Annotated in this window: 12 protein-coding genes; 5 read left to right on the top strand and 7 right to left on the bottom strand. The window is 71.8% G+C overall.

What is annotated here, in order from left to right; translation table 11 throughout:
- Nucleotides 1-110: 110 nt before the first annotated feature.
- The 5 genes from ACLQ2T_RS04380 to ACLQ2T_RS04360 all read left to right on the top strand — a co-directional run bounded on the left by ACLQ2T_RS04380 (nucleotide 111) and on the right by ACLQ2T_RS04360 (nucleotide 4,297).
- The gene (locus ACLQ2T_RS04380) at nucleotides 111-896 is read left to right on the top strand and encodes a DeoR/GlpR family DNA-binding transcription regulator (protein ID WP_425764670.1); all 786 of its coding nucleotides are present in this window, start codon (nucleotides 111-113) and stop codon (nucleotides 894-896) included.
- A gap of 164 nt (nucleotides 897-1,060) precedes the next feature.
- Nucleotides 1,061-2,071, top strand: coding sequence for an ABC transporter ATP-binding protein (locus tag ACLQ2T_RS04375; RefSeq protein ID WP_425764669.1), 1,011 nt, complete (start codon nucleotides 1,061-1,063; stop codon nucleotides 2,069-2,071).
- Entirely contained in the window at nucleotides 2,068-3,081 is a 1,014-nt protein-coding gene (locus ACLQ2T_RS04370; protein ID WP_425764668.1) for an ABC transporter permease subunit, read from the top strand. The genes ACLQ2T_RS04375 and ACLQ2T_RS04370 overlap by 4 nt, the downstream gene beginning before the upstream one ends.
- 191 nt (nucleotides 3,082-3,272) lie before the next feature.
- Entirely contained in the window at nucleotides 3,273-3,695 is a 423-nt protein-coding gene (locus tag ACLQ2T_RS04365) for a DUF3263 domain-containing protein (protein ID WP_425764667.1), read from the top strand.
- A 92-nt stretch (nucleotides 3,696-3,787) separates the two neighbouring features.
- Entirely contained in the window at nucleotides 3,788-4,297 is a 510-nt protein-coding gene (locus ACLQ2T_RS04360; protein ID WP_425764666.1) for a GNAT family N-acetyltransferase, read from the top strand.
- A 3-nt stretch (nucleotides 4,298-4,300) separates the two neighbouring features.
- Here ACLQ2T_RS04360 and ACLQ2T_RS04355 read toward each other — a convergent pair whose 3' ends face one another.
- From ACLQ2T_RS04355 to ACLQ2T_RS04325, 7 genes are read right to left on the bottom strand one after another with little or no spacing between them, the layout of a single operon-like run.
- Nucleotides 4,301-6,586 (bottom strand): AAA family ATPase, encoded by a 2,286-nt coding sequence (locus ACLQ2T_RS04355; protein ID WP_425764665.1) that lies wholly within the window; start codon nucleotides 6,584-6,586, stop codon nucleotides 4,301-4,303.
- Nucleotides 6,587-6,623: 37 nt separating this feature from the next.
- Nucleotides 6,624-7,115, bottom strand: coding sequence for a hypothetical protein (locus ACLQ2T_RS04350; RefSeq protein ID WP_425764664.1), 492 nt, complete (start codon nucleotides 7,113-7,115; stop codon nucleotides 6,624-6,626).
- Between the two features lie 41 nt (nucleotides 7,116-7,156).
- Entirely contained in the window at nucleotides 7,157-7,921 is a 765-nt protein-coding gene (locus ACLQ2T_RS04345) for a GTP-binding protein (protein WP_425764663.1), read from the bottom strand.
- Nucleotides 7,899-8,375: a DUF742 domain-containing protein gene (locus ACLQ2T_RS04340; RefSeq protein ID WP_425764662.1), complete on the bottom strand. Its 477-nt coding sequence runs from the start codon at nucleotides 8,373-8,375 to the stop codon at nucleotides 7,899-7,901. The genes ACLQ2T_RS04345 and ACLQ2T_RS04340 overlap by 23 nt, the downstream gene beginning before the upstream one ends.
- Entirely contained in the window at nucleotides 8,372-8,842 is a 471-nt protein-coding gene (locus ACLQ2T_RS04335) for a roadblock/LC7 domain-containing protein (RefSeq protein WP_327023854.1), read from the bottom strand. Before ACLQ2T_RS04335 ends, ACLQ2T_RS04340 begins: the two co-directional genes overlap by 4 nt.
- On the bottom strand, nucleotides 8,839-11,358 hold the full coding sequence (locus ACLQ2T_RS04330; RefSeq protein WP_425764661.1) for an ATP-binding protein: 2,520 nt from the start codon (nucleotides 11,356-11,358) through the stop codon (nucleotides 8,839-8,841). Before ACLQ2T_RS04330 ends, ACLQ2T_RS04335 begins: the two co-directional genes overlap by 4 nt.
- Nucleotides 11,345-12,517, bottom strand: a complete 1,173-nt coding sequence (locus ACLQ2T_RS04325) for a hypothetical protein (RefSeq protein ID WP_425764660.1) — start codon at nucleotides 12,515-12,517, stop codon at nucleotides 11,345-11,347. The genes ACLQ2T_RS04330 and ACLQ2T_RS04325 overlap by 14 nt, the downstream gene beginning before the upstream one ends.
- Nucleotides 12,518-12,659 lie beyond the last annotated feature (142 nt).

Genomic DNA, 12,659 nt, shown 5'->3' with positions numbered 1-12,659 from the left:
AATAGCAACCGCTGAGATGATCGAGCAACGTAGAGTTTTGCCTCATCGTAGTTTCGCGCACTAGTGTGCACGCAACCAATCATCATTCGTGCAGACACGGAGGTCCCGGGGTGGACCGTTACGCGAGATGGAACGCCCTGCTCGAAATGCTGACCGACACCGGTCGGGTCACCGTGGAGGAGGCCGCCGAGCGGCTGGAGGTTTCGCAGGCGACCATCCGGCGGGACTTCGATCAGCTGGCCCAGCAGCAGATGATCACCCGTACCCGGGGTGGCGCGGTCGCCAACGGGGTCTCCTACGACCTGCCGTTGCGCTACAAGACCGCCAAGCACTCCGCGGAGAAGCAGCGGATAGGCGCGGCCGCCGCGGCCCTGGTGGCACCGGGCACGGTGGTCGGACTCAACGGTGGCACCACCAGCACCGAGGTGGCCAGGGCCCTGGCCGTGCGTCCGGATCTCAACACCAGTGCCGAGGGTGCCCAGCTGACCGTGGTCACCAACGCCCTCAACATCGCCAACGAGTTGCTGGTCCGCTCCCGGATGAAGGTGGTGGTCGCCGGCGGGGTGGTGCGACCCAAGTCCTTCGAGCTGGTGGGACCCCTGGGCGGGGCCCTGCTGCGCGAGGTGACCCTGGATGTGGCGCTGCTCGGGGTGGACGCCATCGATCCCCACCTGGGTGCCGCCGCCCATCACGAGGGGGAGGCGGCGATGAACAACCTGATGGTGGCCCGGGCCAAGCGGGTGGTGATAATCGCGGACTCCTCCAAACTGGGTGGTCACGCCTTCGCCCGGATCTGTCCGATCGACCGGATCGAGACCCTGGTCACCGACTCGGGTGCCGCATCCGAGGTGGTCGACGCCTTCCGCGCCGCCGGGGTCCACGTCATCTGCGCCTGAGGACCTGCGCACCTGCGTACGGCAGGTGGGGGTCGCCGTCGGGAGATGCCGACGAGGCGCAGGGTGGCGGCCGGCCGCCACGCCGATGCATACCGGGTATCACCTTCGGCTGCATACCGCGTATGGTGTCGTGGACACCCACACACCAACGGGGGAGGTGCAGCTTGCCAGCTGTCCTGGAAATCGAAGGTCTACGAAAGACGTACCGCAGTCGACGACGTGGCACCCGCAACGCCCTGGACGGCTTCGACATGCGGGTCGAAGCGGGCGAGGTGCACGGCTTCCTGGGCCCCAACGGGTCGGGAAAGACCACCACTCTGCGTACCCTGCTCGGTCTCATCCGCTCCGACGGTGGCCGGATGTCCATCCTCGGCCAGGAGGTGCCGGCGGCGCTGCCCCAGGTCGCCCGTCAGGTCGGCGCGATCGTGGAGAGCCCGCAGTTCTTCCCGCACTTCACCGCCCGCGACACCCTGTCCCTGCTGGCCGGCGCCGGTGAGGTGCCCGCCCAGCGGGTCGACGAGGTGTTGGAACTGGTCGGCCTGCGCGACCGGGCCGGCGAGCGGGTCAAGACCTACTCGCTCGGCATGAAGCAGCGCCTGGCGGTCGCCTCGGCCCTGCTGAAGAACCCTCGGCTGCTGATCCTGGACGAGCCGGCCAACGGCCTGGACCCGGGCGGCATCCGGGAGATGCGCACCTTGGTGCGCAACCTGGCCGAGTCGGGGATGACCGTGGTGCTCTCCAGCCACATCCTCGGTGAGATCCAGCTGATCTGTGACTCCGTCACCATCATCTCGCTGGGCCGCCGGGTGGCCTTCGGCCCGGTCGAGGAGGTGCTGGCCCAGCACTCCTCCGGCGGAATCCGGGTCCGGCTGGAAGCCGTGATGGATCTGCCGCTGGCCGCCAACGCCCTGCACGGCAACGGTTACCGGGTGACCGCGAACCCGGACCATCTGATGGTCTCCGGGGTGGACAAGCCGGCCGCCATCACCCGGCTGCTGGCCGAACACGGCCTCTACGTCAGCGAACTCGCCCCGGTCACGGTGGACCTGGAGAGCGTCTTCCTCGAACTGACCAACACCGCGCCGGTCCCCGGCCAGCACCGGCAGGTCGACCAGTCCGTACGAGTCGATGGGGCGGCGCCGTCCGCACCCACCGGGGGAGGTTGGGGCGCGTGAGTCTCTTCCGTACCGAACTGCGCCGGCTGACCAAGCGGCGCTTCGCCCGCTGGACGACCGTGGGTGGCCTGCTGGTGCTGGGCCTGATCGTGGTGGGCCTGCTCATGTCCAACGAGAAGATCGGTCCCGAACAGTGGGCCGAGGCCCGCCGGGCCGCCGACCAGCAGTACCAGGAGCAGGTGCGGTGGGCCGACCAGGAGCGCGCCAACTGTGAGCGCGCGAAGGCGGCCGGCGAGACCGGCGACGACTACCCGGCCGACTGCGCGGAGATCGTCCCGCCGTCGCGGGAGGTCTACCAGGAGGAGTGGTACCTCCCGTCGACCTTCGTCTTCAAGACCAATGTGCCGGACATGCTGGTCACATTCGCGGCGATCCTGGGCATGGTCGGCTACGTGGTGGGGGCCTCCTTCATCGGCGCCGAGTGGAACAGCGGCGGAATGATGAACCTGCTGCTGTGGCGACCGAAACGGCTGACCGTCCTGCTGACCAAGCTGGGCGCGTTGCTGACCGGCCTGCTGGCCCTGGCGGTGCCGGCCACCGCAGTGTGGTTCGGCCTGCTCTGGCTGATCGCCAACTGGCGCGGGACCACCGAGGGGGTGACCTCCGGGGTCTGGCAGTCCTTCCTGCTCACCGGGTTGCGCGGAATCGTGTTGATGCTGGTCGCGGCGACCGTGGGCTTCGCCCTGGCCTCACTCGGCCGACACACCGCGATGGCACTGGGCGGGGCGGTAGCGGTCATGGTGGTCGGCCAGACCGGGCTGACCATCATGCTGGAACTGGCCCAGGTCCGGTTCGCCGACGCCTGGCTGTGGCCCACCTACCTGTACGCCTGGATGGCCAAGAGCACGACCCTCACCGACTGGCGATCCTGTGACGCCTCCTACACCGGTGAGTGTCAGCCGGCCACCATGGACATCACCATGCAGCACTCGTCGATCCTGTTCACGGTCGCGGTGGTGGTGTTCCTCGGCGGGGCCCTCTGGACGCTGCGTCGACGCGACATCGCCTGAGGACCCGCACCCCAGCCGCCCGTGGGCGCGATCTCTCCCCGGATCGCGTTCCCGGGCGGCACCCTCTTTCCGGCACCTGTTCCGGTGTGGCAACGGCCTCGGCGCGCTCCTGGTGCGTCGGCCGTGACCTGTGGTTAGGCTGGGAACCCGGCTGGCGTCGCCCGTGCCGGCCGCCCCCGTGAGGAGCCCCATTGCCGCCCGCCGACGCCACCCCGACCGCCCGGAGCCCCGAGGCCCGGGTGCCGACCGGCCCGGATTCCGGGGCGGTGCCGCTGCCGCGTTCGGCACCCGAAGCCGAGTCCGCGCCGACCACGGGTACCCCCACGCCGACCGCCGATGCCGCAGCGTCGACCGTCGATGCCGCTGCGGCCCCGGAGTCGGTTGGTGCCCTCGACGAGCGGGAGCAGGAGATCCTCGCCTTCGAACGGCAGTGGTGGCGGCACGCCGGCGCCAAGGAGCAGGCGATCCGGGATCGTTTCGGGCTCTCTGCCACCCGCTACTACCAGTTGCTCAACGCCCTGCTGGACAATCCGGCGGCGCTGGCCGCCGACCCGGTGCTGGTCGGTCGACTGCGCCGGCTGCGCGCCTCCCGGGCCCGTAGCCGCCGCCGCTGAACCTGCCCGACCGGTCGATTCCTCGGCACCAGAGGTGCACCTCCCCGGCAACCCGGTGGACTTCCGTGGCCGAGCGGGGAAGACTCCGGCAGGTGACGGGTGCGGTCCGGTTGGAGCCGGTGGACGAGCAGAACCTTGAGCCGTTGCTGTCCGTGGCAGCCGCCGAGGCGGAGCCGGACGACGTGATGCCGCCGGTGGATGCGCCGGCCGGCTGGTCCCACGCCCGCAGGGAGGCCTTCCGGGAGTTCTACCGGGCCAACTTCGGTGGTCTGGACGCCTCCACCCGCACCGCCATGTACGCCATCATGGCCGGGGGTGAGGTGGTCGGCATGATCCGGATGAGCCGCCGGGACGCCCCCGACACGGTCGAGGCGGGCATGTGGCTGGGTCGTTCCGCCCGGGGTCAGGGCATCGGCGCGGCGGCGTTGCGCGAGTTGTTGAACCTGGCCGCCGCAGCCGGGATGCGGGTAGTGGTCGCCGACACCACACGGCAGAATCGCGGGGCGCTGTCGGTGCTGGAGAAGTGCGGCGCGAAGCTACGCGAGGACGGCGAGCGGGTGTACGCCGAGATCCACCTCGACTCGACCCCACCGGCACTCTAGGGCTCAGCTTCGCTGCTCGGCGTACGCGGCCAGCCAGGCCACCTGGGCCGGGTCCAGGGAGGGGCGGACCCGATCACGGGCGGTCTGCACGTGTGCGGCCGTGACCGTGGCGGCGGTCAGCGACTCACGCATCGCCGCCAGGGCCGCCTCCCGGACCAGCGCGGCGCAGTCGGCAGCCGAGAAGCCGTCCAGGTCGGCGCCGAGCTCGCCAAGATCGACGTCCTCGGCGAGCGGCACGTTGCGGGCGGCGGCACGCAGGATCGCCGCGCGTGCCTCGGCGTCCGGTGGCGGCACGTAGACCAGCCGTTCCAGCCGACCCGGGCGCAGCAACGCGGGGTCGATCAGGTCGGGCCGGTTGGTCGCGCCGACCACGACGACATTGCGCAGGGCCTCCACCCCGTCCAGTTCGGTGAGCAGGGCGGCCACCACCCGGTCGGTGGTGCCACCGTCGGTGGCCTGGCCGCGTACCGGGGCCAGGGCGTCCACCTCGTCCAGGAAGACGAGTGTCGGCGCGGCCTCCCGGGCCCGGCGGAACAGTTCGCGGACGGCCCGTTCGCTCTCGCCCACCCACTTCGACAGCAGTTCCGCGCCCTTGACGGAGAGCACGTTGGCCCGTCCGGAGCCGGCCAGGGCGGTCACCAGGTAGGTCTTGCCGCAGCCCGGCGGGCCGTAGAGCAGCACTCCGCGAGGTGGCTGCACCCCGAGTCGGGCGAAGGTGTCCGGGTAGGTCAGCGGCCAGAGCACCGATTCGGTCAACTGCTGCTTGACCTCGACCAGGTCACCGACGTCGTCGAGGGTCACCCGCGCCAGTTCCAAGGTGGAGGCGGCCATGGTCGTCGGCCGGACCACCTCCAGGGCGGCCGTGAAGTCGGCCATCCGTACGGTCGGGTTCTCGGCCGACTTCTGCCGCCGCGCCGCGCGTACCCCGGCTTCCCGGACCAGGGCGGCCAGGTCGGCGGCGACGAAACCGGGGGTACGCCCCGCCACCTCCTCCAGCCGTATGTCCTCGGCCAGCGGGACCGGGCGGGTCAACACGGTCAACTGTTCCCGGCGCAGGGCGGCGTCCGGCAGGGGCACGTCGATCCGTACCGAGAGCAGATCCGGGGCCCGCAGCGCCGGATCCACGGCCTCCGGGCGGCTGGTGGTGCAGACCACGGCCGCGCCGGCCCGGATGATCCGGGCCAGGCACTGGCGGAACACCGTGGCCACCGGTCCCGGGGTGTCCGCCGGGGCCAACGCCTCCACGTCGGAGACCAGCAGCACGGCCGGGCCGTCGGCCAGCACCTCGGCGGTGGTCGCCCGCAGTCGGTCCGCCGCCGAGGAGTTGGTCAGTGCGGCGATCTCGGGTGCCCAGAGTGGATGGACCCGGGCCCGGACCTGAGCGGCGACCGCGCGGACCAGGGCCGACTTGCCGGAGCCGGCCGGACCGCTGACCATCACCCCCAGCGCCACCGCGGTCCCCAGCCGGGCCAGCACCTCGCGGTGGTGGAAGCCGAGGTCGAGCAACTCGTTCAGCTCCTCGGCCTGGGCCCGCAGGCCGGGCAGTTCGTCCACCGAGGGGACGTGCTCCTCCTCGGTCGCGCTCGTGGTGCCCGCCCAGTCTGCTTGAGGCGTACCGGCGGTGGTGGCCCCACCGGCCTGGACCCTGACTGCCCCACCGGGACCGGCCAGGGAGGCCGTGCGGGCGGCGATCGGGTCGGCGACACCGTGGGTGGCGGCCCCGTGCTGCCAACCGACCATGGTGTCCATGGTGACCAGGGCACCCACCTCGGGTTCGGTGGCGACGACCCGCAACAGGGTGCTGGTCCAGGCGTAGCCGACCCGGGTGGACAGGCTGCGCCGGGCCGCCTCGACCAGGTTGCGCGTGGCGGCGTCCGGCAGGATGTCCTGGGGCAGCAGGGACACGTCGTCCCCGGTGGTGACCACCTTGCCCAACAGGGCCAACCGGAGCATCTCCGGGGAGACCACGGCGACTATCTGCGCCGGCCCGGCGAGCAGCACCCGGGTGGCCGCGACGACCGGGGTGGCGCTCACCCGTACCTGCCCGCCGTCGCGGATGCCGAGGTTGCCCAGGGTCAGGTCATCGGCGTACAGCAGGGCGGTGCTGGCGGTCGACTCGGCCGGGGCGACGATGCCGGCGGTCACCCGCTGGCCGGTCAACCGGACCGGGTCCCCCGGCCGCAGGGCCAGCGCGGTGAGCACCTCGGGGTGCAGCCGGACGACCCCGCGCCGGGCATCCAGCGCGGCCGGACGCAGGCTCGCGGTCAAGGTCAACTCGGGTTCGCCCATCGCCTGACCTTAAACGGCGCGATCATCCCGCGTCCGGTCAGCCTGTCGGGTCCGCGTCGCCCAGCAGGGCCGGGTTGCGGCGGATCAGCTCGGCCAACCGGGCCGCCGGAGCGTCGGCCAGGCTCTCCTGGCTGGCGGGCCAGTCGGCGACGGTGTGCTCCGACAGCGGCCAGGCCGGGGGTGCCGCCACCGGCTGCGCGGTCACCGTCACCTCCGCGCCGGTCCAGGCCACCCGCAGGTCGTACGCCTGCCCGTCCTGGTCGATCCGGGCGGTGACCGCCGTGCCCGGATGGACCGCGACGGCGGCCCGCAGCGCCTCGACGACATCGTCGAGCACACTGCGTGGCGGGGACCCGACCGGTGCCCGGGGCGCGGTCCAGCCGGGCCCGGCGTTGCGGCCGCCGGAGCCCTCCGCATCCCCCGGCCCGGCTGCCTCGTCGGCTCTGTCGGTCGCCCCGGTGGACCGGCGGCGCAGGGCCTCCTCGCGCCGCCGCATCCGAGCCAGGGTCTCGTCCAGCCCGCCTCGCATTCGCCTCACCCCTTCCCACGAGGGGCCTTGAGCCGTTCGGCTCAGGCCCGCTTGTCCCGGGTGGCCCGCACCAGCGCCCGATCCAGGACGACCAGCAGAGCGTCCCGTACCGAGAGTCGGTCACGGGCATCGAACTGCACCAGAGGTACATGGTCACCGATCGCCAGGGCCCATCGGATGGCACCGAGGTCGTGGGCCAGCCGCCCGTCGAAGGCGTTCACCCCGACCACGAAGGGCAGCCGGGCCCGCTCGAAGAAATCGATCGCCGGGTAACTGTCGTCCAACCGGGCGCTGTCGACCACCACCAGCGCCCCGAGTGCCCCGCGCGCCAGGTCGTCCCACATGAAGCCGAAGCGGGCCTGACCGGGCGTACCGAACAGGTAGAGCTTGAGGCTGCGGTCGATGGTGACGCAGCCGAAGTCCATCGCCACCGTGGTGGTGGTCTTGTCGAAGCGTTGTCCCGGATCGTCGACCCCTAGGCCGGCGATGGTCATCTCCGCCTCGGTGGTCAGCGGTTGGATCTCCGAGATGGCGGCCACCGTGGTCGTCTTGCCCACCCCGAAACCACCCGCGATCAGAATCTTGACCGGGATCGGTGGCGCGGGGCGCGGGGCCGGGCCCATCGCGGCCGACGAGGGGGCCGAGGGAGGGTACGGCGCCCCGGCCGGCCGGGGTGGGGGCGCAGTGGCCCGACCCACCACCGGTGGGGGCACCGGAGGGGGGCTGCCGTAGCGTGCCGTGGCGCTGTTGGCGGAGAGCGCGCCCTGTGGGGCGACCGGCCAGTCAGGAGATTGCACGGAGTCCATCAATCACTCGCAGGATGATGTCGGGGTCGAGAGCCTCGTCGGCGTCGGTGACGTGCACATCGAGATGACCGGCCGCCCGCAGGTCACCCACCAGCACCCGGGTCACGCCGAAGTGCAGCCGGGTCTTGGCGGAGATCTCGGCGACCGAGATCGGCTCGTCACAGAGTGCCACGATCGCCTGGAGTTCCGGGGTCAGCCGGGCGGCCGTCTGGTGCCGCGCCTCGGTGGTCGACCGGGCCGTCACCTGGGTCTCCAGGCCGATCGTCGGATCGGCTCCGGCCACCCGGCCGGAGGTGAGCACGAACGGGCGCAGGCCGGTCGGTGTCCCAGGTTCCGTCCCGACCGCCGCCGGTGTCTCCGTCGGGTCGGGTTCACCGACCGGACGGGACTCGCGCAGATAGGGCCGGATCCGGGGGACCGGCCCCGGATCCGCACCGGCGGCGTCGGGGTTCACTGCTGTACGGAATTCTTGAGTTCGGCGATCAGACGCGGTGTGAGCGCACTACCGGCCCGACCGGCGAAGAGGGTCATCTCGTAGGCCACCGTGCCGAGATTGGCCGACCGGTCGGCCACCACCCCTAGCACCGAGCCGCTGCTGATCGCGCTGATCAGCAGGTACCCCTCAGCCATGTCCACCACCACCCGGTTCAGCCCGCCGAGGGCGTACCAGCTGGCGGCGCCACCGGCCAGGCTGGTCATGCCGGAGACCACCGCGGCTAGGCGTTCCGCGTTGGACCGGTCCTTGATCGCGGACATGGCCATCAGCAGCCCGTCCGACGAGACGGCGATCGCCTCCACCACGCCCGCCGTGCTGGAGGTGAAGGTGTCCAGCAGCCAGTTGAAGGTGCGGGCCTCGGGGCTGAGGTCCCCGACCGGGTGGCCTGAGTGGTCGAGGTTCTCGTGTACGTGCGGGCTGGTCAATGTGGCGTTCCTTCGTCGTCGCTGTGGTGGGGGCGGACATCGCGCAGAGCCCGGGCGACCCCGGTCTCGAACGCGTTGAGGAGATCGCGTACCTCGGCCGGGTCGCCGGGGTGGTCGGTGATCGGCGGCCGGGCCGGGGTGGTGACCAGGTTCGCACCGGGGACCCGTCGGGTCAGATGGGTCGGAGCGCCGGAGGGTGCGGGGGCGATCGGCTCGGGGAGGATCTTCCCCCGCTGCTGTTCGGCCCGGCGTACCCCGGATTCGAACTGTTCGACCAGGCTGCGGGCGGCGATCGGGTCGGCGCCGGTGGCGTCCACCGGGCCGACCCCGGGTGCGATCTTCGGCAGGCTGGCCCCGGGCACCCGCTGCCGGATTCCCGGCGGCGGGGTGGTCGCTCCGGCCGGTGCCGTCGGCGCCGGGACCGGTCCGCCGGTCGGGCCGACAGTCACCTCGCGGCCACCGGTGGCGAAGGCGTTCCATGACTCGGCCAACTCGAGGCTCTCGGTCGCCCGGCTCAGCAGCCGCTGATCGAACCCGCCCGGCCCGCCGGCACCGACGGGTGCCAGCGTCTCCCCGGGCCGGGCCGGGCCTACCGGCATCGGCTGGGGGCGGCCCGGCAGGGCCGGCCGGACGGTGATCGGGGTGGCCCGGGGCGGCTCGATCGTGCCGAGGACCAGGTCCGCCCGGGGGATCGACAGGGTGGCGGTGACCCCGCCGCTGAGGGTGGTGGACAGGGCGACCGTCCAGCCGTGCCGCCGGGCCAACCGGCCCACCACGAACAACCCGAGCACCTCGGTCGGGACCAGGTCCAACCGCTCGCGTCGGGTAAGCCGGGCGTTCTCCTCGGCCAGTCGTGCCGCCGTCATGCCGATCCCGTGGTCCACCACGGTCAGCCGGGCACCCTCGTCGGTCAGGTCGCCGCTGACCACCACCCGGGTGTGCGGTGGGGAGAAGACGGTGGCGTTCTCCATCAACTCGGCCAGGGCCAGCACCAGGTCACCGACGACCGCCGGGGCTGCGGCCACATCGATGGGGACCTGTACGTCCACCCGGGTGTAGTCCTCGATCTCACCGAGGGCCAGGCGGACCACGTCGGCCAACGGAACCGGTGCGGCATGCACCACGTCCCCGGCCGCCCCGGAGAGCACCACCAGGTTGCCGGCGTTGCGCCGCAGCCGGCTGGAGATGTGGTCGAGGCGGTACAGGTTCTCCAACCGCCCCGGGTCGGTCTCCTGCTGCTCCAACCGGTCGATCAGGGCGATCTGCCGACCGACGAGATTCTGGGTACGCCGACCGACGTGTCCGAACATCTGGGCCACGTTGCGTCGACCCGCCACCTGCCGCTCCACCAGCTGCGCGGCGGTGCTCTGAACCCGTTCGAAGGCCCGGGCCAGGTCACCGATCTCGTCCTGGCCCCGGATCTCCACCCGGTCCAGGCGGATCGACTGAGGCTGGTCGGACTCGTCGTCGGCCACCCGCAGCAGCTCGGACTCGGCGACCCGGGCGACCCGGTCGGCGGACCGGGTGAGTCGGGTCAGCGGCCGAGCCACCGACCGGCCGATGACCAGGGCCAGCAGTACGACCACCAGCATGATCGTCAGTACCAGGGCGGTCACCCAGTACGCGGCGATCAGCGCGGACTGCCGCTCGGCGCGTACCGCGGCGGTGATGTCGGTGACCAGCTTCTTCTCCACGAACTGACCCAGGGTGATCAGTGAGGAGGTGGTCGGATAGAGCGCCTCCAGGGGAATCCGGGACGCCGCGGTGACCGGATCCAGGGCGCTCTGTTCGAGGAAGTCCTCTCCGGCGCGGGAGTCCACTGCGGCCTGTTCGATGTCCAGCAACCCCAACTGGTCGGGGCTGAGCAGGCCGAGCATCTGGTTGCTGTCCGCCCGGAGGGTGGCCATGTTGGCCACGAAGGCGGTGGCCAGTTCCGGACGTGGGTCGGCGGCGATCAGCACGATGAGGGCGGACCCGGCGCTGATGCCCTCGCTCTTGCGCAGGATGCGGTCCAGGGCCAGCACCTGCCGACCGACCGGGGTCCGGGTGTCCACGTCGTACGGCAGTCGCAGCGAGTCGATCAGGGCCAGGTGCACCGGGGCGTAGGTGCCCATGATCTGTTCGGCGGTGGCACGGTTGGCGAGGGTGGCCGTGCGTACCGGAGTCAGTTGCCGGACCCCTTCCAGCGCCGCGGTCACCCCGGGGGACAGGTCCTCGCCCAGCTCCGCCCGGAGGTCGAAGACCAGGTCGTCGACCTCCGCGATCTGCTGGACCAGGTCCCTGCGGTCGATCTGTCGCAGGAGCAGACCGACCGCGAGCATCCGTTCCCGTTGCAGGTGTTGCAGGATGGTGCCGACCCGGTTGGCTACCTGCACGGTGCTGGCGATGTCACCGGCCCGCCGGGCCACTCCGGCCCGCTCGGCGACCACCGGCAGGGTCAGCCCGAGCATGCAGAGCACCGGGATCAGCACCAACAGGGCCAGCTTGCCCCGGATCCGGAGCCTATCGAGCAGCATCGAAGGGCCTCCAGCGGTCCGGGTCGGGGCTGTTGCCCACGGACACCGGGGACCGTTGCGCCGGCAGCTGCTCCCACCGGGTGGTGGTCGGCACGGTCGGGTCGACACCCGTCGGGGCGCCATCGGCCGGGTCCAGGGCCACCGGTTCGTCCTTCCGACGGGCCGACCAACCGGTCGCCGCCAGGGCGATCAGGAGCAGTACGGCCACCCCACCCGCGCCGAGGACCAGCAGGTCGTCCCGGTTGAGTTCGTCGATCCGCTCGACCAGCAGCCGGTCGACCTCGTCCAGGAGGACCGGCTGTAGCTGCTTGGCGGCCTCGTGCGCCTCAAGGCGGGCCCCGGTGAGCCGGACCAGGTCGATCGAGCCGGTCCGGTCCGGTTGGGAGGTCAGCGCCATCGCCTCGATGCCCCGCTGGTAGGCGTCGAAGGGGGTGAGCACGTGCCCGCCGAGGTCGGCGCTCTCCGAGCTGTCCATCACCGCCCGAAGGTTGCCGACCAGGTCGTTGGCGGGCCCGAGGGCGGCCACCCGGTGGGCGGCCAGTTCACTCAGGGAGCGCAGCCGTTCGCTGTCGGGCCGCCGTTGGATGAGGGCGACCAGGTCGGTGAGTCGACCGGCGGCGACCAAAGCCTCCGGCATCTCCTCCCCGACGCCGTCCTGGAGGAAGTACGAGTCGGCATCGGGGTCCTGGACCAGGCCGGAGCTCTCCCGCACCTTGGTGTGCAGGGCCAGCAGCAGGTCGGTGGCCTCCCGGTAGGCGTTGAAGGCGGCCTCCGGGTCGCTCAGCGATCGCTCCGGAAGGGCCTCCAGTTTGGCCCGGAGACCGGCCCATCGCTCTCCGGTGCGCAACTCGGCGCCGATTTCGGCGTCCACGGCCGCGACCTGCTCCACCGCCTGGTCCAGGGCCAGCCTGGTTATCGGCCGGCGAGCCACCGCGGCGGTCTGCGCGTCGACCAGCGCCACGGTGAGTGGCCCAAGGGTCCGCAGGTAGGTCACCCCCAGCCGTTCCCGCTCGGCGACCTCCCGGTCGTCGTCGATGAGCCGGTGGGCCTGCACGGTGAGCAGCGCCACCGGCAGCAGCAACGCGACCGTGAGCAGCAGTGGCAACAGCCGACCCCGGGTCCGGGGTCGGCGACGGACCCGCGGAGCGGGAACGGTCATGGTGATCTCCTCGGGCGGGAACGCAGGTTCGGCCAGCGGCGCCGACGAGCCGGTCCCGTGCGCCGGACCGGAAACTAATCGAACAATGTTGGTGTAGTACCGGCCTCTCGGGTCGGCTTTGCGTCACTTCGGGTGAGGTGAC

The sequence above is a fragment of the Micromonospora sp. DT229 genome (assembly GCF_049844505.1).
GTDB lineage: Bacteria > Actinomycetota > Actinomycetes > Mycobacteriales > Micromonosporaceae > Micromonospora.
Note: the sequence above shows the minus strand (reverse complement) of the source record. Positions and strands in the feature narration are given on the sequence as shown.